The organism is Spirosoma profusum (assembly GCF_014699005.1).
Lineage (GTDB): Bacteria > Bacteroidota > Bacteroidia > Cytophagales > Spirosomataceae > Spirosoma > Spirosoma profusum.
The window spans coordinates 92,402-117,694 of record NZ_JACWZY010000019.1 but is presented as its reverse complement, the minus strand read 5'-3'; the positions used below and the strand labels follow the sequence as shown (position 1 = coordinate 117,694).

The 25,293-nt window shown below is 47.2% G+C and carries 27 protein-coding genes; 14 read left to right on the top strand and 13 right to left on the bottom strand.

What is annotated here, in order from left to right:
• Positions 1 to 367: 367 nt before the first annotated feature.
• The 4 genes from mnmE to IC229_RS20955 all read right to left on the bottom strand — a co-directional run bounded on the left by mnmE (position 368) and on the right by IC229_RS20955 (position 4,140).
• Positions 368 to 1,750, bottom strand: a complete 1,383-nt coding sequence (mnmE, locus tag IC229_RS20970) for a tRNA uridine-5-carboxymethylaminomethyl(34) synthesis GTPase MnmE (protein ID WP_190888975.1) — start codon at positions 1,748 to 1,750, stop codon at positions 368 to 370.
• A gap of 80 nt (positions 1,751 to 1,830) precedes the next feature.
• On the bottom strand, positions 1,831 to 2,838 hold the full coding sequence (locus IC229_RS20965; protein ID WP_190888974.1) for an oxygenase MpaB family protein: 1,008 nt from the start codon (positions 2,836 to 2,838) through the stop codon (positions 1,831 to 1,833).
• An 80-nt stretch (positions 2,839 to 2,918) separates the two neighbouring features.
• A complete protein-coding gene (locus IC229_RS20960) occupies positions 2,919 to 3,680 on the bottom strand; it encodes an MBL fold metallo-hydrolase (protein ID WP_190888973.1) in 762 nt (253 codons plus the stop codon).
• Between the two features lie 82 nt (positions 3,681 to 3,762).
• Entirely contained in the window at positions 3,763 to 4,140 is a 378-nt protein-coding gene (locus tag IC229_RS20955) for a response regulator (RefSeq protein WP_190888972.1), read from the bottom strand.
• A gap of 119 nt (positions 4,141 to 4,259) precedes the next feature.
• Between IC229_RS20955 and IC229_RS20950 the strand changes: the two genes are divergently transcribed.
• The 3 genes from IC229_RS20950 to IC229_RS20940 all read left to right on the top strand — a co-directional run bounded on the left by IC229_RS20950 (position 4,260) and on the right by IC229_RS20940 (position 5,859).
• The gene (locus IC229_RS20950; RefSeq protein ID WP_190888971.1) at positions 4,260 to 4,715 is read left to right on the top strand and encodes a RidA family protein; all 456 of its coding nucleotides are present in this window, start codon (positions 4,260 to 4,262) and stop codon (positions 4,713 to 4,715) included.
• A gap of 134 nt (positions 4,716 to 4,849) precedes the next feature.
• Positions 4,850 to 5,422, top strand: a complete 573-nt coding sequence (locus tag IC229_RS20945) for a Crp/Fnr family transcriptional regulator (RefSeq protein ID WP_190888970.1) — start codon at positions 4,850 to 4,852, stop codon at positions 5,420 to 5,422.
• A 71-nt stretch (positions 5,423 to 5,493) separates the two neighbouring features.
• Positions 5,494 to 5,859 carry a DoxX family protein gene (locus tag IC229_RS20940; RefSeq protein WP_190888969.1) on the top strand — a complete coding sequence of 122 codons (366 nt, stop codon included), beginning with the start codon at positions 5,494 to 5,496 and terminating at the stop codon, positions 5,857 to 5,859.
• A gap of 42 nt (positions 5,860 to 5,901) precedes the next feature.
• Here IC229_RS20940 and IC229_RS20935 read toward each other — a convergent pair whose 3' ends face one another.
• Positions 5,902 to 6,831, bottom strand: a complete 930-nt coding sequence (locus IC229_RS20935) for an SMP-30/gluconolactonase/LRE family protein (RefSeq protein WP_190888968.1) — start codon at positions 6,829 to 6,831, stop codon at positions 5,902 to 5,904.
• A gap of 213 nt (positions 6,832 to 7,044) precedes the next feature.
• Here IC229_RS20935 and IC229_RS20930 point away from each other — a divergent pair, with 213 nt between their 5' ends.
• Positions 7,045 to 7,830: a DUF2490 domain-containing protein gene (locus tag IC229_RS20930; protein ID WP_317171606.1), complete on the top strand. Its 786-nt coding sequence runs from the start codon at positions 7,045 to 7,047 to the stop codon at positions 7,828 to 7,830.
• A 166-nt stretch (positions 7,831 to 7,996) separates the two neighbouring features.
• Here IC229_RS20930 and IC229_RS20925 read toward each other — a convergent pair whose 3' ends face one another.
• Positions 7,997 to 8,767, bottom strand: coding sequence for a MerR family transcriptional regulator (locus IC229_RS20925; protein ID WP_190888967.1), 771 nt, complete (start codon positions 8,765 to 8,767; stop codon positions 7,997 to 7,999).
• Positions 8,768 to 8,999: 232 nt separating this feature from the next.
• On the opposite strand from IC229_RS20925, the gene IC229_RS35775 reads away from it, so the two are divergent.
• A complete protein-coding gene (locus IC229_RS35775; protein ID WP_262893400.1) occupies positions 9,000 to 9,125 on the top strand; it encodes a hypothetical protein in 126 nt (41 codons plus the stop codon).
• A gap of 91 nt (positions 9,126 to 9,216) precedes the next feature.
• On the opposite strand, the gene IC229_RS20920 is transcribed toward IC229_RS35775, so the two are convergent.
• Both IC229_RS20920 and IC229_RS20915 read right to left on the bottom strand, forming a co-directional pair.
• A complete protein-coding gene (locus IC229_RS20920) occupies positions 9,217 to 9,537 on the bottom strand; it encodes a hypothetical protein (RefSeq protein ID WP_190888966.1) in 321 nt (106 codons plus the stop codon).
• Between the two features lie 93 nt (positions 9,538 to 9,630).
• Positions 9,631 to 10,209 carry a hypothetical protein gene (locus tag IC229_RS20915; protein WP_190888965.1) on the bottom strand — a complete coding sequence of 193 codons (579 nt, stop codon included), beginning with the start codon at positions 10,207 to 10,209 and terminating at the stop codon, positions 9,631 to 9,633.
• 262 nt (positions 10,210 to 10,471) lie between these two features.
• Here IC229_RS20915 and IC229_RS20910 point away from each other — a divergent pair, with 262 nt between their 5' ends.
• On the top strand, positions 10,472 to 11,338 hold the full coding sequence (locus IC229_RS20910) for an outer membrane beta-barrel protein (protein ID WP_190888964.1): 867 nt from the start codon (positions 10,472 to 10,474) through the stop codon (positions 11,336 to 11,338).
• A 124-nt stretch (positions 11,339 to 11,462) separates the two neighbouring features.
• Here IC229_RS20910 and IC229_RS20905 read toward each other — a convergent pair whose 3' ends face one another.
• Both IC229_RS20905 and IC229_RS20900 read right to left on the bottom strand, forming a co-directional pair.
• Positions 11,463 to 12,026: an RNA polymerase sigma factor gene (locus IC229_RS20905; protein ID WP_190888963.1), complete on the bottom strand. Its 564-nt coding sequence runs from the start codon at positions 12,024 to 12,026 to the stop codon at positions 11,463 to 11,465.
• 329 nt (positions 12,027 to 12,355) lie between these two features.
• Positions 12,356 to 12,610 carry a DUF6582 domain-containing protein gene (locus IC229_RS20900; RefSeq protein WP_190888962.1) on the bottom strand — a complete coding sequence of 85 codons (255 nt, stop codon included), beginning with the start codon at positions 12,608 to 12,610 and terminating at the stop codon, positions 12,356 to 12,358.
• Positions 12,611 to 12,916: 306 nt separating this feature from the next.
• On the opposite strand from IC229_RS20900, the gene ypfJ reads away from it, so the two are divergent.
• The 8 genes from ypfJ to IC229_RS20860 all read left to right on the top strand — a co-directional run bounded on the left by ypfJ (position 12,917) and on the right by IC229_RS20860 (position 22,034).
• Positions 12,917 to 13,771 (top strand): KPN_02809 family neutral zinc metallopeptidase, encoded by an 855-nt coding sequence (gene ypfJ / locus IC229_RS20895; protein ID WP_190888961.1) that lies wholly within the window; start codon positions 12,917 to 12,919, stop codon positions 13,769 to 13,771.
• Positions 13,772 to 13,919: 148 nt separating this feature from the next.
• A complete protein-coding gene (locus tag IC229_RS20890) occupies positions 13,920 to 14,636 on the top strand; it encodes a Bax inhibitor-1/YccA family protein (RefSeq protein ID WP_190888960.1) in 717 nt (238 codons plus the stop codon).
• Between the two features lie 146 nt (positions 14,637 to 14,782).
• Positions 14,783 to 15,550 (top strand): M48 family metallopeptidase, encoded by a 768-nt coding sequence (locus IC229_RS20885; RefSeq protein WP_190888959.1) that lies wholly within the window; start codon positions 14,783 to 14,785, stop codon positions 15,548 to 15,550.
• A gap of 90 nt (positions 15,551 to 15,640) precedes the next feature.
• Positions 15,641 to 16,879, top strand: coding sequence for an ABC transporter substrate-binding protein (locus IC229_RS20880; RefSeq protein ID WP_190888958.1), 1,239 nt, complete (start codon positions 15,641 to 15,643; stop codon positions 16,877 to 16,879).
• Positions 16,880 to 16,887: 8 nt separating this feature from the next.
• Positions 16,888 to 17,757: a carbohydrate ABC transporter permease gene (locus IC229_RS20875; RefSeq protein WP_190888957.1), complete on the top strand. Its 870-nt coding sequence runs from the start codon at positions 16,888 to 16,890 to the stop codon at positions 17,755 to 17,757.
• 161 nt (positions 17,758 to 17,918) lie between these two features.
• The gene (locus tag IC229_RS20870) at positions 17,919 to 18,746 is read left to right on the top strand and encodes a carbohydrate ABC transporter permease (protein WP_190888956.1); all 828 of its coding nucleotides are present in this window, start codon (positions 17,919 to 17,921) and stop codon (positions 18,744 to 18,746) included.
• Positions 18,747 to 18,840: 94 nt separating this feature from the next.
• Positions 18,841 to 19,947 carry an ABC transporter ATP-binding protein gene (locus IC229_RS20865; protein WP_190888955.1) on the top strand — a complete coding sequence of 369 codons (1,107 nt, stop codon included), beginning with the start codon at positions 18,841 to 18,843 and terminating at the stop codon, positions 19,945 to 19,947.
• A gap of 119 nt (positions 19,948 to 20,066) precedes the next feature.
• Positions 20,067 to 22,034 (top strand): glycoside hydrolase family 65 protein, encoded by a 1,968-nt coding sequence (locus IC229_RS20860; RefSeq protein ID WP_190888954.1) that lies wholly within the window; start codon positions 20,067 to 20,069, stop codon positions 22,032 to 22,034.
• A 40-nt stretch (positions 22,035 to 22,074) separates the two neighbouring features.
• Here IC229_RS20860 and IC229_RS36150 read toward each other — a convergent pair whose 3' ends face one another.
• From IC229_RS36150 to clpB, 3 genes are all read right to left on the bottom strand, one after another.
• Positions 22,075 to 22,239 carry a type II toxin-antitoxin system RelE family toxin gene (locus IC229_RS36150; RefSeq protein WP_190888953.1) on the bottom strand — a complete coding sequence of 55 codons (165 nt, stop codon included), beginning with the start codon at positions 22,237 to 22,239 and terminating at the stop codon, positions 22,075 to 22,077.
• 91 nt (positions 22,240 to 22,330) lie between these two features.
• Positions 22,331 to 22,552, bottom strand: coding sequence for a hypothetical protein (locus tag IC229_RS20850; protein WP_190888952.1), 222 nt, complete (start codon positions 22,550 to 22,552; stop codon positions 22,331 to 22,333).
• An 88-nt stretch (positions 22,553 to 22,640) separates the two neighbouring features.
• The gene (gene clpB / locus IC229_RS20845; RefSeq protein WP_190888951.1) at positions 22,641 to 25,256 is read right to left on the bottom strand and encodes an ATP-dependent chaperone ClpB; all 2,616 of its coding nucleotides are present in this window, start codon (positions 25,254 to 25,256) and stop codon (positions 22,641 to 22,643) included.
• Positions 25,257 to 25,293 lie beyond the last annotated feature (37 nt).

The window sequence follows — 25,293 nt, the reverse complement described above, 5'->3', positions numbered from 1 at the left end:
GAATTGACATCTAATTTATACGATGGCCTAAACTGTATATTATCAGCTAAAAGTAGACAGTGCAGCCAATCATAAGAGAGAAAAGAGTATTCAGTTTTTACTATATCAACAAGGATTAGAAGAAATCGATATTGTCGTCACAAATACATATAAGATACCTTTTCTGAAAGTATGGACACTTTTGATTACCGATAAGTGAGTAGCAGTAAGTCTCTTAATGGTGCGATGTGATGCTTCAGGTTGCATAATTTCGCCAAAAACGGCCTCTGATAAGAGCCAGCTTGTAAATACCAAATATTACTTAAAACCCACTTTCAGGGTTTTAAGTAATATTTAGTAATGAATGTAAATCGTTTGTTAAGTAGTCTTACTTTCCGATACAGAACTTGCTAAAAATAGAATCTAATAAATCATCGGTTGTAATTTCTCCTGTTAATTCCCCCAGATGCTGTAAGGCAATGCGTAAATCCATAGCTAGCCAGTCAGGTGTTACGCCTGCATCCAAACCCTTTGTGGCATGAGCCAATGCGTCGTCGGTGCCAGTCAAGTGTTCGTAGTGGCGCGCATTGGTAACGACAGCGCTTCCTGTCTGTACTGCGGCATCAGTGCGGACACGTAACGAAAGGGCTTCTTTCAACGTATCAATCCCTGCGTGGCGAGCTGCCGATATCCATACAATAGGCTCAATCGCTACATCTTCCAATTCCTGTCGTCGGCCAGTTGTCAACGTATCAAGTTTGTTTCCAACCAGCAAATAAGGCTTACCTGAGTCTTTCATTTCGGATATTGCGGTTTGCAGATCGTGAGGGAATATAAATTGAGCATCAAACAGATAAATAATCAGGGCCGCATCGCGCATTTTCTGCTGTGTTCGTTCAATACCGATAGCTTCAATCTGGTCGGTGGCCTGTCTCAGACCAGCTGTGTCGATCAGTCGAAAGCGAATTCCGTTGATGAATAATTCATCTTCAATTATATCACGGGTAGTGCCGGGAATGTCAGACACAATCGCTTTTTCTTCGTTTAATAACGCATTCAGCAGGGTCGACTTTCCAGCGTTGGGCTTACCGACAATTACTGTCGGAACGCCATTTTTTATAGCATTACCGACCGAAAACGATTCAATCAGTGGATGCAACACACGCCGAATATCAAGCATCAACTGCCGAAGTCTGTCTCGTTGTGCGAATTCGACGTCTTCTTCGCCAAAATCCAGCTCCAATTCGACTAGAGCTACAAAATCAATCAGTTGCTGGCGTAGTTCCTTCAGTTGTTTCGAAAACCCACCTCGTAATTGCGTTAAAGCCGCCCGGTGGCTGGCATCTGAATCCGACGCGATCAGGTCAGCAACAGCCTCCGCCTGTACCAAGTCGAACTGACCATTCAGAAACGCACGTTGCGTAAACTCTCCCGGACGAGCCAAACGAACCCCTTCCTGCGTTAGCCGACGAAGAATTTGCTGGATAATAAACTCCGAACCATGACACGAAATTTCAACCACGTCTTCTTTCGTGAATGATCTGGGCCCCCGAAAAACCGTCGCTAAAACCTCGTCGATGATACTACCGTCAGGTTGTCGTATCGTACCAAAATGCGCCGTATGTGACGCCTGTACGGTAAGGTCTTTTCCCCGAAAAATCCGGTTAGTTAACGTAATAGCTCCCTCGCCCGACACACGTAGCACTGCGATAGCACCGATGCCTGGAGCTGTAGCCAACGCAGCAATAGGTTCTAATTGAATAATACTCATCTCTGTGAATCTCCGTGTCATCTCTGTGCATCTCCGTGTTCCAGTTATTACACTCAGATGCACAGAGATGACACGGAGATTCACAGAGGAAAAATAGGGAAGCGATTTAATAACCCGGCGATTCGTTTTTCGACGGGTGCGTTCGGTATACCAAGCCAGTCGGCATACGTATCGCCCAGGAAGAAACGCATTTCACCGGCCGCGAGGTTCCGGAGTGTTTCGGGTCGTTGATTGCTTGATAGATCTGGGATACCGGCAGCAATAGCGTTGAGTAGGGAGCTAGTAAGTCCTATACCCGCTTCGGACGTAGTAAAATGCCGTCGGCTAATGGCCCGGTCGAGGTGATACGCTTCACGAAGATTTTGAGGTAGTAACTCTGTTGCCACGCCATTCAGAAAACCAATGACGTTGCTGTGATGCAGGTAATCTTCTTCCTGTTGCTCACTCAACGTAATACCCGACTTCCGAAGACCACGTAGCACGATGTAGGAAAACGCTCCGTTTGTTCCGGCCATATCTTCCTGATTAACAGGATGTCCCCATGCCATATCCCACCGATTGGAACGTAGCGTGTACCAGCGTACTCCGGCGTGAATCAGTCTGACTTTCAGGGTACGTATAATCGCTTTACCAGTTGCCCACTCTTTTGGATTATTGACGGCATATACCCATTCGCTGGTTTCCTGTAGTCGGCGCTTAGTATCGTGTTTGATACGTTCGGTGAGCCAAAGTACCTGCGCTCCCTGCGCACCCAGATAGCAATAGGGGAGGGAATAACAGCCCAGCAGAAGCCCAATGAGCCGGTCGTGCTTTTGAAACACATCCATACTACGTTTCATGCGACTCTGATCTGCCCAGTCGGGCAGATGAGCGTATTGCTCAAAAAAACGCTGAACCGCTAATGGCTGATCAATAGTCGTTACGTTATCTACGTCGGCCAGCCAGCGCATAAGTGTATGTAAACCCGTTGGCCCTTCTGCTTCGACGATCGACGTAATGACCGTATCCGCAGGAATATCTCCCTGCTGGCGATATTGATCCAGCAATTCATCGGAAAACGACCGGGAAGGTTTTACAGTCAGCACCATAGGGTTTTGTATTCTAAACACGTAACGCTACGTTGCAGGAAATGGTTTGAGGACCAGTTAGGACTGCTTTTAAATCAATCTCATAATTTGATTTGCATTCCATCATAACCCAGCCGAATAGAGGGGGGAAGCTCTTTTTCTACTTCCTTATGAAGCCCCAACTTATGGCTGATGTGCACGAAATACGTTTTGTCGGCGGCTACACGCTGGGCGAGGGCAATGGCCTGATCGAGGGTGAAGTGCGAGATGTGCGGTTGTCGTTGGAGGGCATCCAGAATGAGAACTTTGGTTCCGTATACTTTCTCCAGTTCTTCGTCGGAAATGAAATTAAGGTCGGTGAGGTACGTAAAATCGCCTACTCGGTAGCCAAATACGGGTAGGCGGTGATGTAGGGCTTCGATGGGAATAAAAGGTACGCCCAATACCTCAAACGGCTTATTTTCAACGATATTTAACTGAACATGGGCTACGCCTGGGTACTTGTGCTCGGCAAAAATGTAGGCGAATTCACGCTGTAACTGAGCCAGCACTGATGGCCGACCATAAACCGGAACGTCCTTGCCCGACCGGAAATTATAAGCCCGGATTTCATCGAATCCTGCCGTATGGTCTTTGTGTTCGTGGGTGAAAATTACAGCGTCGAGCTGCTGAAGATGCAAACGGAGTACCTGCTGGCGAAAATCGGGGCCGGTGTCGATAATGAAGCTACGTCCCTCCACAGCGATATGAACCGATGTACGTAGTCGTTTATCACGAAAATCGACAGACCGGCATACCTCGCAGGAGCAGCCAATCAACGGTACGCCCGACGATGTTCCCGTTCCAAGCAGGGTAATGACCATAATGAGCGAAAGAGCGAATGAGTAAAAGAGCGAATTTACAGCGCCAACGCTCTTTCACTCATTCGCTCTTTCGCTCTTTAATTTAGTCTGTCAACTGATTTACGACTTCAACAAGGCGGTCGAAGTTGAGGGGTTTTACCAATACGTCGTTGAATCCGGCGGTTTTGAATTCTTCCTCTGTATAGTTTTTCGCATTGCCGGTGATGGCTACAATCGGCAGGCTCGCTTTTTTCGAATCCGGCAAAGCCCGAACCCGTCGAACGCACTCCATTCCATCCATCAGGGGCATGTTGATATCCAGCAGGAGAATGCTGAAATCTTCCTTATCCAGAATTTGCAGCACCTGCTCGCCATTTTTGACGGCCGTGATGTCGTAGTTCTGAAACTCAAGAATTTTGCGGGCCAGATTCTGGATAACTGAGCTATCTTCGGCAATCAGGACACGTTTGGAAGCTGACATAAGGCTTGTAAGGTCGTGTTACGTTTTAAGGTGGTGAAATTATAGAGTTAAAGTTGAATACCCTAAAAATAACCCCAAAAGTTATATTTACCCGTTTTTACGTATCACCAACAGCCTCTATGAAACATCTATTCGTCTGTCTGTTATTGTTGCTGAGTACCAGCAGCTTCATGTTTGGACAAACCAAACAAATTATCAAACCACGCAATGCGCCTTCGCTCCCTTACCCGTTTAGTCCGGGCGTGATTAGTAATGGATTATTGTTCGTATCGGGGCAGGTCGGCACCGATGCGTCGAGCAAACTGGTATCAGGCGGTATTGAAGCGGAAACAAAGCAAACCATTCAGAATATCGAAGCGGTTCTGAAAGATGGTGGTACGTCGCTCGATAACGTAGTGAGTGTCACGGTGTATCTGACTAATATAGACGACTTTCCGAAAATGAATGCTATCTATAAGCAATTCTTCAAGGAAGGCACCTATCCAGCGCGCACCACCGTAGGCGTAGCTAAACTGGTACTCGGTGCCAGCGTCGAAATAACCATGACGGCAGCTATCCCACCCCGAGGAAAGTAATAATCAATCTGCAAATTTACAAGGTGTTATGCTAATTCTTGCGTACTGCGGCTCACTAATAGCTGCGCAGAAATCTAAAAAATGGGAACGTAGTAACACCTGTGCCACTTGCGTTACTACAAGGTCAATAAATAATGATAATCACCAACCCGTTTCTGGAAGCCATTAACCGTTTTACGCCCTTGTCGCCCGACAGTCAGGACGCGATGGCGAACGTATTAAAACGGTTGGAACTGCCGAAAGGACACGTATTGATACCGCAAAACACGATTTGCCGATGGGTGTATTTTATCGAATCTGGTCTGACCCGAACGTATTACTACAAGAACGGAAAGGACGTAACAGACTGGCTCAGCGCCGAAGGTCAGTTTGCGGTTTCGCTTAGTAGTTTCCTGACGCAGCAGCCCGACCGACGTATCGTTGAACTACTGGAGCCATCAGTGCTTTGGGGTATTTCGCACGATGGGCTGGAAACACTTTATCAGCAACATCACGACATCGAACGGTTGGGGCGGTTGCTGGCAAATCATGGGATGCTTTTGCTCCAGCGACGATTCGACGAACTTCATTTTGCTACTGCTTTGGAACGGTACCGCAACCTGATAGCCCTAAATCCTACATTCATTCAGCGCGTTCCATTGGGTATGGTCGCTTCTTATTTGGGCATGACTCCCGAAACGTTGAGCCGGATGCGGGCTCAGGTTTAGTTTTTGACAATTGTCAAAGGAAAGCCAGTTTACTACGTTCAACTTTGCTTCAGAACGTAATGAACATGGTTATGGATATCTCACTCTGGCTCGCTCAGGGCTTTCTGGCGGTAGTATTTGGTTACTCCGGCTGGATGAAATCGACCCGGCTGGCTCCTGAACTGGTGACGATTGGGCAAACAGGTGTTGAGCATCTGTCGACGCCCCTCATCCGGTTTATCGGGTTTTCTGAATTACTCGGTACGTTGGGACTGCTGCTACCCTGGTACACCCAGATTTTGCCGATTCTGACGCCTGTTTCGGCTATCTGCTTGGGATTGATAATGTTGCCGGCAGGCATTATTCACTACCAACGTAACGAAAGACGTACCGTCTTGCTGAACGTATTTATCTTCCTGATTTGCCTGTTTGTTGCTTACGGTCGATTTGCTACGTAGTTGGGAAGGCCCCGACAGCCAGAGCCTGTCGGGGCCTGGTAATTACTCAACTCCCTTCACCTGCATTGGTAAGGTATAGACTGATTCAGTAGCTGTAATGAACAGCGTTTTGCGATCTTTTCCACCAAAACAGAGGTTGGCCGCCCACCGCGACGGAACTGGAATAAAAGCTACTTTCTTACCTGCCGGATTATAAACCGTGATGCCTCTGCCGCTCAGATACACATTTCCCTGACTATCAAGCGTCATACCATCGGAGCCCTGCGACACGTATAATTGCCGATTGGTTAGTTTGCCATCGGAGGCAATTTCGTACTTGTATGTTTTGCTCGCCCTGATATCCGCTACGTAAAGGTACTTGCCGTCGGGTGTACCCACGATGCCATTGGGCTGCATCAGTTCAGCATCCATGATGATAGCTTCTTTTTTACCGGCTGGCAGGTAGTAAACTTTTTGCCCTTCCATATCGGGTTTTTTCCGTTCCCAATAATCGCGCTGGTAGTACGGGTCGGTGAAGTAAATGCCTCCTTTGGCGTCGATCCATAAATCGTTGGGGCCATTGTAGCGCTGTCCCTGATAATCAGTCATTAATACCGTCACTTTCTTGTCGGGGCTGATAGACCATAGCTCGTCTTTCTCGTCGGCGCAGGAAATGATGTTTCCTTTCTTGTCGAAATAAAGCCCGTTCGAGCGTCCGGTTTTGTCCATAAACAGCGAAATACTGCCGTCGGTATCGAATTTCCAGATTTTATCGTTGGGCTGATCGGTAAAAAAAACTGCCCCGTTTTTATCGACCGCTGGGCCTTCGGTGAAGGTGAACTGGCTGGAAATCTTCTGGGGCGTAGCACCCGGTACAACTACATTTGCCGAATCCATCATGACGGGTGTGGGTTGCTGATTCTGGCTAAATCCGTTAGATAGGCTTAATAGGAGCGCCGAAAAAACGAGTCCGGCTTTGGTATAAGGTTTCATAGGTAGTCTGTTTCGAGGGCGTTCACTGGGCGATACGTATCGTTTTAAATTATCGGAAAGTCAATTTCTACTCTAATCCAATTGTATGACTGATACGAAATATACGCTGATACGTTTCCAGCTGCCAAAGTGAGGATTGTCAAATCACCGAATTCATATCTGGTTAACAATCGCTACTTTTGTCTATATTTTTTGTCAAAGAGAACCGTATCTGTGAGCCGCCTTCTTCTAGTTTGCTTCCTGACTGTCACCGTATTTAGCCGAACTAGCTACCATTCGTTTGCCCAGACTGCCGTTATGCCTGCTACGTCTACCGGAACCTGGTTTATTGGTACGTTGGTTGTGCCGGCTGGTGAAAAAAAGTGGGGTGGTTTTGCTGAAATTCAGGCACGTAGCAATGGACTGTTTCAGCAGTTTTTCTACAATGAGTTGAAAGGCGGTGTCAGTTACGATCTTGATAAAAATTTTTCGCTGATGGTCGCCGGTGGTCGCTACGCTACGTATGATCATCATGATTTATCGACCGGACCGCTTAACGTCGAAATGCGGCTTTGGCAACAACTAACTATTAATCAGTATCTTGCCCGGCTTAAGTTTGAACATCGATACCGGGTTGAACAGCGGTGGTTTACATATCGGGATGGAACAAATCCGTTCCGAAGTCGGATTCGTTACCGGCTCAATACGTTCATTCCACTTAACCACTTAACGGTTACCGACAATACGTTCTTTCTGTCAATTTACGACGAAATTTTCCTGAATCCAGTTGGTCCTGTTTTCGAGCGGAATCGGTTTTATGCGGGCGTCGGCTTTCAATTCGATCAACACCTGATTCTGCAGCTCGGCCTGGTGAACCAGACGAATTATAATCCTGCTACGTTCGATAGTGGCGTTTTCACACCTCAGTCGGCCAGTGGTAAAAACAACGTAGTAATCGGACTGATTTACCGACTCAACCGACGTAGCAACAACGAAAGACTACCAACCCAGCCTGATTGATTGGTTCTGTTACGTAGTGGTTCTATCAGACTTTTAAACGCTTGTTGACTATCTGTTTTTGTCATGCTGAGGCACGAAGCATCTTGAGGCATCCTAACCAGAGAATAAAGAAATCGTAAGATGCTTCGTGCCTCAGCATGACAAAATAACGCTGATGTGTAGTCTGCTACGTTAGCTGTGTATCAGCAAAGTATACCATCGCTTTGTTCAGAAAAACTGCGTATTCAGGGTTTTCCTGACCGTTCTGAGTTGTAAAGCGTGGGTCATCGATGTACAACTGCGCCAATCCTTTATACGCTTTCTGCATGTCTTTCGATTGGCAGGCTTCTTCTCCCCAGAAACCCCGAATATTAACGTAGTGTCGGGCGATTTGCTCCTGCACAGCCGGGCTGGTCGGGTCCTGATGAACCAGGCTTGCCAGCTTCTGAGCAATGTCTAGCTGGTCGGCTTTCAATTGCTCAAAACCCGCTTTACCGAGTTGCCGCAGTTTCGCTTCGCTGTCTTCAATGGTTTTCGCACCGTATTTCTCTACGGCTTCCTCTCGGTACTCCTGACCTTTTGGGAAGCCTTCGTATAACTCTTCGTTGGTTAACATGACTCGTTCTCCTTTTATGGTTGAAATCGTTTTGTCAATCGTCGAGAGCAACGTAGTAAGTCGGTCCTGGCGAGCTTTCAACGCCTGTTTATGGCTTTCAAGCGCCGTAAGCAGGTTGAATTCCGGGTCGTTCATGATTGCGAGAATGTCGGCCAGCGAAAAATCCAGTTCCTTGAAAAACAGAATCTGTTGCAGACGTAACAACTCGTTTTCTCCATACAGCCGATACCTGGCCTCGGTACGGATCGATGGCTTCAGAAGACCTAACCGGTCGTAGTGGTGCAGCGTGCGCACACTGACACCCGCAAGTTTCGCCAGTTTGTTGACCGAATACTGTCGCATAAAAATCACGTTTGCGATTGACAAGCCAAAAGTAGACTATGACGTAAGGGGAGAGTCAAGAAAAATTTTCACTTTTTTTCGAAACCGGTTTTTTCGTCAGAAGGCTAATGCGATTTATCGATGATTTTCGACAGTTTATCCGCTAAAATTGACGTCTTGTCAATTTGTAATAGGAGTGCTGGTGGTTGTATAGCAACTTTGTATCACCCTGCAACCAGTAAACAACGCTACTATGAAAGTTAAGAATTTCCTTCTGGCAAGTCTTTTTCTGTCGCTGCTCCTGATGAGTGCCATGGTATCGCGTAGTATACAAGCCTATCATCAGACCCACGCAACGGCTCAGCTTATTCAACCCTAAAAAAAGAGTGGATAAGTACACGACTCATCCACTCAGTTCAGTTTTCATCCCCGCCCCAGCGTAGCACCTACGCTGATGTTGGTAGTACGGCTCAATAACCTTCGTCATTAACCAGATAGTACTGCTTTGTAGCGGTGGACTGGTCTTCGTTACGTATCGTTACCGTCAGCAATTCGACATGTGTATAGGCATCGAACGAGTTCGTTTGGCTATCGGTGATAGTTTGGTTATTTGCTGACGTATCATTTTCAACAAACGCCAGTGCTTCCTCTCGCGTATCAAAACTGCCAAGCAAATTGTCGGGGCTGATTTCAGGTTCCTGCTCCGGGAGTTCACCTGTAGTATTCGAAATTGGTGAGTCCGATACGTTCGACGTATCGGTTACGGGAACGCTATATAATTCGATGGTCATCAGTATGAATGGATAATGAACAATGAATAAGGCATACTGAAAAAATTAACGTTACGCATCCTTCATTGTTCATTATCCATCCCATATTATTCATTACAGAGCTGTTTTGGGCAGCCGGTTAACCAGCCAGAGACAAAACAGCGCGTTGAAAATCAGGGTGAATGGGATAACGGATATATTCTTGAAAAACAGAATAATAGCCCACTCGGATGTCTGGTCGGAAATTAGCTGGCGGGCTTTCAATGTAATGTACAGGCAGGTTTCGTAAGCGATGTGATTAATCAATACGTTGAATAGGAAGGCGATCACTAAAAAAGCTACAAAATTAGCCAGCAACGATAGCCACTTGGTACGTAGCGTTTGCATCGCCAGTCGCCAGTTCTGCCGACGCCCTGTTTTGTTGGTTACCAATTGCGTTAACCGAACAACTCCTTTCCGAATATTGGTGAATCCCAGCGCATACAGGAAAATCAGAATTCGGGCCGATTCAATGACCACTTCCAGAAGCACATGGGCCGTTGGACTGACAGGGCCAAAAGCCCTTAACTGAATGGCTCGCCCGAAGGCGGCAATGAGTCCCAGACTGAAAATGAACAGAAAATGGTGCTGGCAAAAACGGATAGTCTGAACTGTCCAATCAAGGGCTTTGAGGGATTTGGGTGCTACGTTCATGAGTAAGAGGAATAAGATTTTAGCTCAATCAAATGTATCAATTTTCTGGTTCAGAAAGCGTTCCGACATCGAAATGCTACGTATCGGGAGCACGATTTCATTTCTCAGTTTTGACACCCGTCGAACCAACGTATCGTCGACACCCTAAAGCGCCTTTTCACCAATTCACGCGCCTATAATTCCAGTTCACCTACCTTTCTGATACGTTCACTTTTTCTATCCGCCAAATTTGAATCGTAAACAACAAAAAAACGAAAAGATAATGAAATACAACTTCTTGATTCTTGCCTTATTAGTCGTACCATTCGGCGGGTCGGCTCAGACACGTACTGCCGCTCGCAAACCCGTTGCTTCGGCTTCACAAAAAGCTACAATTCGTTCACAGGCCAGCGGTGCTACGTCGACGGCTGCGAAACCTGCGCCTGCCCCAGCATCGACTCGTTTTACGACCGAACAACCAGCACCTCAGGCACAGCCAGTTGCCGAACCTAAAGCAGTAGAGCCAGCCAACAAACCAACGGCTCAGCCCGTAGCAGAACGGCCGCAGGTACGCCCTGTTGCAGTTGCCGAAAGTAAGTTCCGGATTGGCGTACGGTTAGGAGGCAACTCCTCGACAATTGGTGGAACGGATGTGGCAGCCGTTGGCGCGGGTGTTCAACTGGAGCGGATTATGGGTTTCCACGGCGGACTTGTGATGAATATCGGTGGCCCAGGTTTTTCCGTGCAGCCCGAAATCCTTTTCAGCCAGTATGGAGCGCGCCTGGCTCTGGGATCTGATTATTTACAGATCAAATACAATCTGGTAGAAGTGCCTGTTTTGCTCAAAGCATCATTTGGTCAACCCAACCTGCGCTTTTTTGTCAATGCAGGACCCGTTGGGACATACGCCGTAAGTGGAACTGTTTCAGTACGGGAAGGTGGTCAGTCTGATTCGCAGACGATTGATATGAGCCAGCAGGGCCGGTTTAATTATGGTGTATCGGGTGGTGCTGGTGTAGCCCTGAAGGCAGGACCCGGTACCGTATTGCTGGAAGGCCGATATAGCTATCTGGTTGGTAATGAAGATAAAACGACACCACAAGCTGCCATGCTTTCATTCGGATATTTAATCCCGATGGGCGGCCGCTAAGATCTCATAGAAGAATGTCATAGGTTAGGAAAACGGAATCCCCGGTGCTGATGGCGCCGGGGATTTTTACATACTAAGTAATCTATATGACGAACTGACTTCTTAGCTCGGTAAAATGGTTTGTTTAGTCCAGTAAATCACAAGCGTACCGATGGCTATACAGACGTTGTAGTTTGTCGCGTGTACGTTTAAGCCGCATTTTAACGGTGCTGGATTTCAGATTATACTGCTCGGCAATGGCGTCGATGCTCAGGCCATCCTCGTATTTAAGCTGAAGAAGCGCCCGTTCTTTGGGTGAGATCGTTTCCATGGCCCGCTTCACCAGATGCATGGTTTCTTCGTGAATGGCCGACTCCCGCGATTCAGGAAAGTCCTGGTTTAATGTGTCATCCAGTGCTGTTACTGATAGTCGTTTCGCCAGCCGAATTTGATCTGAGCAGTAGTTGAATGAAATGGAATAGAGCCAGGTTGAGAAACTTGAACGCTCCTGAAAGGCATCTAGTTTATTGAAAACTTTCAGGAAAATATCATGTGTGAAATCTTGTGCCTGTTCTGAATTTTTGGTCATCGATAAACATCGACGGTATACTTTGTTAGCGTAGCGGTTGTAAAGTGTTTCAAAACAATGAGAGGGCTGGCTGGGAAGATAGCGACGAATCATCTCTTCGTCTGTTAAACGAACATTCATGGGCTGACTTATCATTTAATTTATGGGGTATCGGTAAAGTAAGCATAAAAAAATGTATTATAAAATAACAGTGTGGAAGAATTAATAGGAAGAAATGCGAACAATTAGCTAACGAATATCAAAAAACACATATCTATCTATTGCAGTATTATACAAAACAATAAATATCTGGTTTATAAATACTTAAAGTTGTACACTAAAGCAGTATATCAATAAAATCATATTCTTGATAATGGATATATGGCTATAATAAAGTATGTTTATGCTGTAAAAATATATTAAAAGTTACTGAAAAATAATATCAGTAAATCAAGAAATTAAAATTGTATTTAATCGTTAATTTCAATATCAAATTTTAACGCTGCCTTTTTAATTCGCTCTTTAATTGTGACTACTTCCTCACGATCATACTTGGCCGCATTGTCTTTATGATTGATATAACTCCAGGCAGCCCGAACATGCTCGGGAGTATCGATTGGATATTTTTTATTGGTTTGATCGGCAAAAGTAACATCGCCGTATTTGTGCTCGCCTTCGGACGGATTGACATCGTCGCGCCGGTCAATTTTTTGGTCGTTTGCCATGATCGCTACGTTAGTTTATTACAAATGAAACTGTAAAATAGCAACTTGGTTTTCGTAGTGGTACGTTACTGGAACACAGTTAGGTTGTGGTACTTAACAAAAACTGTCTTAGTCAGCCCTGTATTCTGAACGAATGCTACGTATCGCTTGATACCTGTTACGTTAACTTAGCCATAATTCACATTATGTGACGGACATTTATGACCAGGTATTGACGAATAAATTAGCTGTTATTAAACATTTTATCGCCAGAAACGGTAATCTTGCCAGTACGAATTGTATAACTAGTTATAACCGAATAAAACTATGCGTTGGTTAGGAGGTCGCGAAAGCGGTAATGTCGAGGACCGCCGGGGTATGGGCGGGGGAGGCCTGCTGGTGGGGGGCGGAATTGGTTCTGTTGTAATCGCCATCATTGTGATGCTGCTGGGTGGCGATCCGGGTGATGTGCTGAATCAGAGCCCACAGTCTCAGGCAACACAGGCCCCTGCCGATCCGCAGGCCGACGATGAGGCTGCCAAGTTTACCCGGAAAGTTCTGGCCAGTACAGAAGACATCTGGACGAAGATATTTGCTGAACAGGGCGCGCGCTATCGCCAGCCGACATTAGTTATGTTCCGGGGCGTAACGCAGTCAGGTTGTGGTACGGCTACTGAAGCATCGGGGCCTTTTTATTGTCCCGGCGATCAGAAACTGTATATCGATTTGTCTTTTTACGATGAACTGAGTCAGCGATTTGGCGCACCCGGCGATTTTGCAATGGCTTACGTAATTGCGCATGAAGTGGGGCACCACGTTCAGAACCAGCTTGGTATCATGAACCAAACCGATCAGTTACGGGCGCGGATGAGTGAACGACAGTATAACAAGGTGTCGGTACGTCTAGAACTGCAAGCCGATTTTTTTGCGGGTGTGTGGGCGAATCAGGCGCAGGGAAAGAGCTTCGAATTTGAGCCGGGTGATATTGAAGAAGCCTTAACGGCAGCTAACGCCATCGGCGACGACCGTATTCAGGAGCAAACCCGAGGACACGTAGTGCCCGATGCATTTACGCATGGATCTTCGGCGCAACGGGTTTACTGGTTTAAAAAAGGGCTGAAAACCGGCGATATTAAACAGGGTGATACGTTCAACAGCAACGAAGACTCGAATTTGCAATAAGTAAACAGAATTCTGTAAACGAGCCCAATGACTTCTGTCGTTGGGCTTTTTCGTGAGCTGGAACGTAATGTAGGTGGATGCTACGTTACCATGTTGGATATAAGCAGACATTTACCGTTCTTTCTGTCCTAAACCTACTACACATTCTATGGAGCCACAATCTTATTCCAACCAACATCCTTATCTATCCGCCGAAGACATTAAACGCGAGCAGGCTGCTTTTATGACGCAGGTCTACGGCTGGATGACCGTAGCTCTGCTTGTAACCGCTGTCGTTTCGATTTGGGTAGCCAGCACGCCGGCTGTACTAAATCTGATTTTTGGTAATCGGCTGGTTTTCTATGCCTTGCTCATTGGCGAAGTATTGCTGGTGATGTCACTATCGGCGGCTATCCAGCGTGTATCGGCCCAGACTGCTACGTTCATGTTTCTGGGGTATGCGGTAATGAATGGCCTGACACTGGCTTCCATTTTCATCCTGTATACCGGAGGTTCTATCGCATCGACTTTCTTTGTTACCGCCGGTACGTTCGGCGCGATGAGTGCTTATGGCTATTTCACCAAACGTGATCTGACGTCGTGGGGCGGTTTTCTGCTTATGGCGTTGATTGGTCTGATCATTGCGTCGGTGGTGAATCTGTTCTGGCAGAACGAAACATTGTACTGGGTTGCTACGTATGCAGGTGTACTGATTTTCGTGGGACTGACCGCTTACGACACCCAGAAAATCAAGGAAATGAACGTAATAGGCAATGCCGGAACTGATGAAGACCGAAAAGAAGCTATCATGGGTGCGCTACGTTTGTACCTCGATTTTATCAACATGTTTCTATACCTGCTACGTCTGTTTGGACGTCGGAAATAAACGTAGTGAAATCATAAAAAAGCGGAGGTATTCTGATCAGAATACCTCCGCTTTTTTATGGACCGGATAAACTTTTTTCGTTAAAAATAGTCAATACATTCAGTATAGAACTGGTTTACAGACCAAATTCACTAGACAACTCAACTATGAAACGCTTATTTGATAAACTCTTTTTGCTGTTCTGGTTGCCAATTGTGGCCCAGGCGCAGGATAAGTCCACTCTTGCTCAGGCTGCAATTGACGCGCTCAATTCGGCATTGGTTTCGGATGCGCAGGTTGCCGAATTATCCCGGCAAGCCGTCGTGGAAATGGATGCTAAAAATCCAGTAGCTGGCCCCAGCGATCCCTACACGATACGTCTGAATCGAATTGTCAGTCGTCACCGTACAGTAAGCGGGTTGCCTATCAACTACAAAGTGTATAAAGTGGCTGACGCCAACGCGTTTGCTACAGCCGATGGCAGTGTTCGCGTCTTCAAAGGGTTGATGGACATCATGACTGATAACGAATTGCTGGCCATTATGGGGCACGAAATCGGTCACGTGATTAACCACGACACGCGTGATGCCATGAAAAGCGCACTACGTCGGTCGGCAGTACGTAACGCAGCCGCTTCAACGTCTGGAGCCGTTGGGAAATTGTCGCGTTCACAACTGGCGGGCGTAGCCGATTATTTGTTGGGCGCATCATTCAGCCGTCGGCAGGAAACAGAAGCCGATGATTACAGCTATGGTTTTTTGAAACGTAACGGTTATAACGTACTGGCGCTCGCTACGTCGTTCGAGAAGTTAGCCAAGATGAATGGGGGAGGGCAGGGTGGCAAAGTAGCCACTATCGTTTCGACTCACCCGGACAGCAAAACCCGTGCTCAACGTGTCCGAAACCGAGCCCGACAAGATGGTTTGGCTCGATAGACAATAGTCGAAAACAGAAAATATGCCCTATTTTTTAGGATTTTATTCTGTATTATTGTCTTCATTTGCCTTTCCTTTATTTACTCTCTTATGAGTAAGTTGACCACTTGTTGGCGCTACGTTCTTGTTTTATCAATTGTATTCACCTTTTCAGGCTGTCAGTCGACTGATACAAAACTGACTCGTCTTTCGGGCTGGTCATCCAATCCTGTTGAAGAAAAATTAGTGGCTGGTGTTCTCGCCGATTTTCACCGGGAGAAGCCAGCTGTTAATTTTAAATACGAGCCGATTCCGGGGAATTATACCGAGAAAATTCAGTTGATGCTCGGTACGCATACGGCACCCGATGTTTTCTATTTGCGGGGCGAAACGGCTCCCTCATACATGCGATTCAACGTACTGGAACCACTCAATCAGTATGCTGCTGACACTACGTTCCGAATCGATGATTTTTATCCGGCTCTGCTCAAATCGTTTCAAAAAGGTGATACGTTGTACGGTGTTCCGAAAGATTTCAACCCCTACGTATTGTTTTACAACAAAGCCATGTTTGGGGAAGCGGGCCTGACGCACCCACCGCAAAACTGGAAAGAGCTGGAAGCCTTCTCGCGCCGAATGACTAAAGACACGAACGGCGACGGAAAACCCGATCAATACGGTCTGGTGCTGGAGCCAACCATCGAAATGATTATGGCGTTCGTGTATCAGAACGGCGGTGATTTTCAGAAAGAAGATGGTACGTTGGGAATTCTGGACAAAAATTTTCTGGACGCACTTGAGTACTACGTTCGCCTTTATAGAACCGGAGCTGCTACGATTCCGAGCGATTTGAGTGCCAAGTGGAATGGCGAATGTTTCGGTACAAAAAAATGCGCGATGGTGATTTCGTCGGGCTGGCTCATTCCGGAGTTGCGGACGAATTACAACGATGTCGATTGGGGTGTGGCGGAATTGCCCGTTGGCAGGCAAAAAGCGACTATTGTGTTCACCAATGCTTATGCCATGCCAAAGGAGTCGATTCACAAAAAAGATGGCTGGCAGATAATCGATTACCTGACGAGCCAGGACGGTCTGAAAAGCGTAGTTAAACAGGGACTCGCTTTACCTCCTCGCCGAAGTGTAGCGCAGAATCTGGGTCTGTATAACGACCCAGTGAAACGCGTTTTTCTGCAAAGCGCCGAGTTCGCCCGCACGTTTCAGACTACCCTGCCCGAACGCTGGTACGAGGAAGCGAGTGTGGCGCTGCAAATGATTTACTTCGACAACAAGACACCACGGGAAGCGATGGAAGCATTGAACCGGCAAATCGAGAGTGGGATTCTTCAATAACGTAACGTATGCCGCAACCTTCTACCCGTCAGCGTGATATGATTACGATAGCCTGGTTATTTCTGGGCTTCCCACTGTTGCTTATCGGTCTATTTGTGTTTTTCCCGATTGGGTATTCCCTTTTCATCAGCTTTTTCGACTGGAATCTGGTCACGAACCAGCGCACGTTTATCGGGTTGGCTAATTACACACGACTCTTCTCCGACTCACTTTTCTGGAAATCAACGGGTAATACCATTCTGTACACGATTGGCGTGGTGCCGATTCAGACGTTTCTGGCTTTATTCCTGGCGTTTGTGATGAATCAGAAAATACGTGGACGTTCGTTTTTTCGGGCCGCGTTTTACATTCCTGCCATTACGTCGTCGGTTGTTACATCGACCCTATTTATCGCTCTATTTTCTAAACAGGGGCTTATTAACCAGCTGTTTGGGTTAGAAAACGACTGGCTCACCAACCCGAACACGGCCATGCTGACGATTATGGCGAACAACATCTGGACGACGTCAGGGTATTTTATGGTGTCGTTTCTGGCGGGTTTGCAATCGATTCCGAATTCACTCTACGAAGCTGCACGCATTGATGGCGCATCGACCTGGCAGCAATTCTGGAAAATCACGGTGCCAATGGTACGTCCTGTTACGTACTTTGTGTTGGTGCTGGGGTTAATTGGTTGTTTTCAGGTGTTCGACCAGATTTTCATCATGAGTGCGGGCGGACCGGTCAATAGTACAACAACCCTGAGTTACTACGTATACGTAAACGGTTTCAAGTATTTCAAACTCGGTTATGCAGCCGCTGCGGCCATTGTGCTGGCGGTACTGATTTTCTCGGCTAATCAGGTTCAGAATAGATATTTCAAACCCGAAGTTGATTGAAAAAAAGATGATGATACGTTGCGTCAGATTATGTAGGGAGCGTTTTTGTCATGCTGAGGAACGAAGCATCTTAATGTATCCTGATTTGAGAGTTAAGAAACGTTAAGATGCTTCGTTCCTCAGCATGACAAAAACGATCATTGTTGATTGAGAAATACGTTATGAAGCGATTACAATTTCAAAAATTCATATTCTACGCCGTCCTGTTGCTGATGACGACGGTCTATATTGGGCCGTTTATCTATCAGTTTTTTATTTCGATTTCGCAGTCGAAAGACGTATTTGGCGACCCGGTCAAACTGCTTCAACCACCTAACTGGACGTTTCAGAACTATGCCAACGTCTGGGTCGATTTGCCGTTTAAGCAGTGGCTATTCAACAGCCTGTTCATTACGTTGGTGCAGACAATCATGAATGTTTTCTTCTCGGCTTTGGCGGGTTTCGTTTTTGCGCGATTAACCTTTCCCGGCCGGAAATTTCTGTTTGGGCTGCTCATTTCGTCACTAACCGTTCCTGTCATTATTTTGCTGGTACCGAAGTTTATTTTTATGAATAATCTACGGCTGGTCAATACGTATGCGGGGCTGATACTTCCTAACCTGATTACCATTACGAACATCTTTCTGATGAAGCAGTTTTTCGAGACGATTCCCAAAGATCTCGAAGAAGCGGCCCTCATTGACGGTTGTTCTTACTTTCGCATTTTCTGGCAGATTTTTCTGCCGGTCAGTACGCCTGCGCTGGCTGCCGTCGCGATTTATACGTTTCAGGGAAGCTGGAATGAATTTCTCTGGCCTGTTACGTTAGCCATCACCAGCGACAAGTTTACGTTACCAGTTGGTGTTGGTTTTCTGAAAAATCAGTTTCAGAGCGACTGGCCGCTGCTGATGGCTGGTACGTTGCTAATTACATTACCTACGCTTTGTATTTTTCTGGTTTTCCAGCGATACTTTGTGCAGGGCGTTGCCGCTTCGGGCGGGAAAGAATAACGCGGACGGTCCGCCGATGCGGGGAAAACCCGCTTTTTTAAGCTAATTAATTGCGGGTTTCCACCAAAACGTCGGACCGCCCGCGTTACAACATATGGCAACTGTAGAAATCCGCAACCTTGTTAAACAATATCCCGGTGCTGCAAAAGCAGCCATTCCCAACGCAAACCTGACGATTGACGACCAGTCGTTTGTGGTATTGGTTGGCCCTTCAGGCTGCGGAAAATCGACGTTGCTACGTATGATTGCGGGTCTTGAAGAGATTTCGGGAGGAGAGTTGCTCATCGATGGCCAACGCATGAACGACCTGTCGCCCAAAGACCGCGACATTGCAATGGTGTTTCAGAATTACGCGCTTTACCCGCACATGAGTGTGTACGAAAACATGGCGTTTGGCCTCAAACTCCGCAAGTTTTCGAAGGCTGAAATTGATAATCGCGTACGCGCTGCGGCTGATATTCTGGATATGAAAGAACTGCTGGATCGTAAACCCAAAGCGATGTCGGGGGGGCAGCGGCAGCGGGTGGCCATCGGTCGGGCCATTGTTCGTGAGCCGAAAGTGTTTCTGTTCGATGAGCCGCTGTCGAATCTGGATGCTAAACTACGGGTGCAGATGCGGGTAGAAATCAAGCGGTTACACCAGCGACTCAAAGCGACGATGGTCTACGTAACGCACGATCAGGTAGAAGCCATGACGATGGGCGATAAGATTGTTGTGTTGAAGGCAGGCGTGATTCAGCAGGCCGATTCACCGATGAATCTGTATAACAATCCGGCTAATCTGTTTGTAGCCGGATTCATTGGCAGCCCGTCGATGAATTTCGGCCGGGGCACGCTGGTCGCTCAGGACAAAACGCTACGTTTCGTCAACTCGGCTCTTGATTTTCAGATACCGGCTTCACTGGCTGATACGTTAGTTGGGCAGGTTGGTAAAGAAATAATTTTTGGGTTTCGACCGGAGAGCATTTACGACATTTGCTTCCCCAGCGGCAAGACCCTGACCGAACCGCAACGTATCACCATAGACGTAACGGAACCCATTGGCAGTGAGACGTTTTTATACTTCTCGCTCCAGGATCAGGTCTGTTGTATGCGAACGCTGTCGGATAGCCAATACCAGCCAAATCAGACTATCGACGTTGGTTTCGATACGGAACGTTTATATTTCTTTGATCCCCAGACTGAGCAACGTATCGGCTAATTTATAAGCGAGATTTAAAAACCTTGTTACCGGATTTAGTTCACTACGTCCCAACGTATCAAGCGTTTACCTGAGAAAGGCCTTACTTTTGCGACCAGTTCTGTGTTTGTTTTCCATACATGACTTCTCAATCTCATTCCGATTCTGGCTGGCAGCTTACGGCCGATAATATTGATTACACTAATTATTTCGGCGTCACAGTTGCCAACGGCATGGTTGGCCTGGTTTCATCGGTGCAGCCGATGCAGGTGCAGGATGTTATACTTAATGGGGTGTATGATAACTACCAACGTGGCCGCGTTGAAAACATTCTGAAAGTCTTCAATCACCTTAACTGCTGGCTCGATGTTGACGGAAAACGGGTGTCGAGTCAAACTATAAGTTACTACGTTCAGACACTCGATATGAAAACGGCTACCCTTGTTACTACGTTCGAGATAGCCAATAAACTAAGGGTGAAACATAGCGTGCTTTCACTACGTCATTTGCCATTCACAGCTATGGTTGAGCTTGAGTTCGAAGCCTTAAGCGACGTAACGATAACACCTGCTTCGGTTATTGAAGCGCCAGTTCATTTGCAGGAGATTCGTGGTTTATATAGCCAGATTGATCGGCCACACGTTACGTTGCCATTGCTGACATCGGTGGCAAAAAGTCCTTCGGGGAAATACGTAGTAGCCGCTTCCAATAGCTTCATTTTTGAAGAACCTCACGGCCAAGAACCCACACTAATTCATGAAGACTGGGATTATAACCTGCATCTGGCTAAATTCTCGAAAACGCTTCAGAAAGGTGAAACCTATTCGTTCGCTATTGTCGGTTCGGTAATTTCCTCGGCGCACGTAGCAGATGCACATAATGAAGCTGAACGACTGACTGTATTTGCGAAACTTGAAGGGCGTGACCGACTGTTAAAACGCCACCATCAGGAATGGGCGCAGCTCTGGCAAAGCGACATTGAAATCGATGGTGATGAGCCGGTGCAACGGGCGGTACGTTCGGCGATCTATCATCTCTATTCATTCGTGCGCGAAGACTATGCGTACAGCCTATCGCCGATGGGTTTATCGGGATTGGGCTATAACGGTCACGTTTTCTGGGATACCGAAATCTGGATGTATCCGGCTCTGCTGATGCTACGTCCCGAACTGGCTAAATCACTGCTCGATTATCGTTTTGAGCGAATGGAAGCCGCTCGTCAGAACGCCAGATCACATGGATTTAGGGGCGTGATGTTTCCGTGGGAGTCGGCTGGTGATGGTTCTGAGCAGACGCCGGTATGGGCGTTGACGGGGCCGTTTCAGCACCACATAACAGGTTGCATAGGCTGGGCTTTCTGGAAGTATTATCAGGTTACGAAAGACAAAAAATGGCTGGCTGAGCGCGGTTTCCCGCTGCTACGTGAGGTCGCTGAGTTCTGGTGCAGCCGCGTTGAGCGTAATCAGCCTGAACAGTATGACATTAACAACGTAATAGGCGCTAACGAATGGGAAGAGAATATCGATAACAACGCCTTCACAAATGGTATGGCCAAAACCGTACTTCAATACGCTGTTCAGGCCGCTCACGAACTTGGTATTACGCCGGACGCAGACTGGCAGCACGTAGCAGACCGAATTCCAATCCTCACATTTCCCGACGGCACCACTCGCGAAAATGCTACGTATACTGGCGTCGATATCAAACAAGCCGATGTAAACCTGCTGGCCTATCCCCTCAACGTAGTGACTGATGAAAGCGCTATTCGACGTGATTTAGCTTATTACGCGCCCCGTCTGTCGCCAGAGGGGCCAGCAATGGGGCCATCAGTTTTGGCCGTACTTTATGCTCGATTGGGCGAAACCGGAAAAGCCTACGAATGGCTATTGAAAAGTTATCGTGCTAATGAAGTGCCACCTTTTGGCGTACTGGCTGAGTGTGCGGGTGGCACGAATCCATATTTTGCAACAGGCGCTGGAGGAATGCTTCAAGCCGTTTTAGCTGGCTTTGGAGGATTGGATATCACTGATGCAGGCTTAGTCCGCCGAAACGTTACGTTGCCGGAGTCATGGAAGGCGTTGCGGATTAAGGGGATTGGGGTTGCGTAGACAGAGTAGATAGAATAAACTCTATAACTGAGGACCTCTGTCACTTCTTTTTGTATACCTGTTTGCGATCTGCGATTTCAACGACTGTAACAGTCAGTACGTTATCGTTTATCTCATAGATAACGCGGTAGTTGCCGACCCGAATGCGGTATGCCTCTATGTTTGTTAGTTTAATATGATTATGAGGACGAGGATTATTGGCCATTCTCCAATGGCTTCTTTAATTACAGAAACCATTTGTCTATTGATTTTCCTGAGCTGACGTATTGCGTACTCAGTAAGAGCAATGGTGTACATCAAGAAGCTTGTTCACGATGATATTCTTCAACCTGTTTAAAAGCCTCCTCGAAAGGGACCGTTTTGCCAGCCTTTCTTTTTGCCTTTTTATAAGCCGCAATATCCGCTAATTCTTCAGCATCAGCCAGCAATTTTTCGTACTCTTTGACAGGCACTTGAACATACAGCGGCTTGCCATTTCTATCGGTGACGTATTGGACATTTAGCATAGTTGTAGACATTCTTGTTGACAAATATAAGCACATTGGGCCACAAAAAGCCCGGCCACTTTTCAGCGGTCGGGCTGGCACGCTGTCTGTCAACTAAACATTATAATTCAATTTCTGCATCCAGATTGGTGAAAGCGATTTCACCGTCGGGATTCAATTCCATCAGGACGACCGAATCATTTTTTACTTTACCCGACAGAATGCTTTTCGACAACTCGTTCAGCACCCGACGTTGTAACACCCGTTTCAGTGGACGAGCGCCGAAAATTGGGTCAAAACCTTCTTCGCCAATTTTGGTTAGTGCTTCGTCAGTAGCGTCGAGTTGGACGCCGTTTTCGGCCAGACGACGTTTGATTTCGCCAAATTGAATGTCGACAATCTTGCGGATGTTGGCCTGCGTCAGCGGTTCAAACATCACAATCTCGTCAATCCGGTTCAGGAATTCGGGCCGGATGGTTTGCCTCAGCAACTCCATTACTGACTTTTTCGCTTCCTCAATGACCAGTGTATGATTCCAGCCTTCGTCCTCGGCAAATTTCTCCTGAATCAGGTGGCTGCCGATGTTCGACGTCATAATGATAATCGTGTTCTTGAAGTTCGCCACGCGACCTTTATTGTCGGTCAACCGGCCTTCGTCGAGTACCTGAAGCAGAATGTTCCAGACATCCGGGTGCGCTTTCTCAATCTCATCAAGCAACACAACTGAGTAGGGTTTCCGACGCACCGCTTCGGTTAATTGACCACCTTCGTCGTAACCAACGTAGCCCGGAGGTGCACCGATCAGACGGCTCACGGCATGACGTTCCTGATACTCCGACATGTCGATACGTACCATTGCGTTCTCGTCGTTGAATAAATACTCGGCCAATGTCCGGGCGACTTCGGTTTTACCAACACCTGTGGTACCCAGGAAGATAAACGAACCAATCGGACGTTTGGGGTCCTGCATACCGGCCCGACTCCGACGTACCGCGTCCGAAACCACTTCAATCGCTTCCTGCTGACCTGCTACGCGTTTGCCCAGTTCTTTTTCCAGATTGAGCAGTTTCTCACGGTCGCTTTGGAGCATTTTCGAGACAGGAATACCCGTCCATTTGGCAACTACTTCAGCAATGTCTTCTGCAGTTACTTCCTCCTGCATCATCCGATCCGACGTGTCTTTCTCTGCCCCCTGCAACGTAGTGAGTTTCGTTTCTATTTCGGGGATTCGACCGTAGCGAATTTCGGCTACTTTACCGTAGTCGCCACTACGTTCGGCCTGTTCGGCTTCCAAGCGCAGTTTATCGAGTTGCTCTTTCAGCGTACGGCTTTCATTGACCGACGCTTTTTCGCTTTCCCATTTGGCTTTCAGAGCATTACGTTCTTCACTGAAGTCGGCAATTTGCTTATTCAGTAATGTTTCTTTTTCCTTGTCGTTTTCCCGGCGAATGGCTTCCCGTTCGATTTCCAACTGCATGATACGTCGGTTCAGCTCGTCGAGTTCTTCGGGAACGGAGTCCATTTCCAGACGTAGTTTGGCGGCCGCTTCGTCCATCAGGTCGATGGCTTTATCAGGCAGGAAACGGTCGGAAATGTAACGCGTCGACAGCTCTACGGCGGCAATTACGGCGTCATCTTTGATACGTACACCGTGGTGCAGCTCGTATTTTTCCTTGATACCGCGCAGAATCGAAATGGCATCTGCTACGTTAGGTTCATCGACCATAACGGCCTGGAACCGACGTTCGAGGGCTTTATCTTTCTCAATGTATTTCTGATACTCTTTCAACGTAGTGGCCCCAATAGTATGAAGTTCACCGCGGGAGAGAGCAGGTTTCAGGAGGTTAGCGGCATCCATGGCGCCTTCGCCACCGGCACCCGCGCCAATGAGCGTATGGATTTCGTCGATGAACAAAATAAGTTCGCCGTTTGAATCCGTTACTTCTTTTATAACCGATTTCAGTCGTTCCTCAAACTCGCCTTTGTATTTAGCACCCGCAATGAGCAGGCCCATATCAAGCGAGACGATGGTTTTCGATTTCAGGTTTTCAGGAACGTCGCCCGAAACGATACGTTGTGCCAATCCTTCCACGATGGCGGTTTTACCTACGCCCGGTTCGCCGAGCAGAATTGGGTTGTTTTTGGTTCGGCGACTCAGGATTTGCAGTACCCGCCTGATTTCGTCATCACGGCCAATCACCGGGTCAATTTTCCCCTGGCGGGCACGTTCGTTCAGGTTGATGCTGTACCGCTCTAATGATTGATATTTAGCTTCTGCGTTTTGGTCTTTCACCGAATTTCCTTTTCTAAGTTCGTTGATGGCCGCTTTCGTTTGTTTCTCGTTGAAACCGGCGTCTTTTAATAAACTGGCTATCTGATCTTTACCAGCCATTAGGCCCAATAGCATCAGTTCGACACTGACAAATTCGTCGCCAAATTCTTTAGCCGTGTTGCTGGCTTTGGCTAACGCTGCGGCAGTGTCGTTGCTCAGATAAACGCCCCCATTGCCACCCGATACTTTTGGATACGTAGTAAGAATGGCCTGTAAAGCACTGCTTGTATTTGGTAAGTTGATGCCCAGCTTTTGGGCAATAAAACCAACCACGTTTTCGTCTTCCGACAGGATTGCCTGTAAAAGGTGACCTGTTTCAATTGCCTGCTGGCCGTTACCCAGCGCGATTTCCGACGCTTTCTGAACGACCTCCTGTGCTTTGATGGTGTAATTCTTGAAGTCCATATCAGTTCAGGAATGAATCTAATGATTAATGGATAAT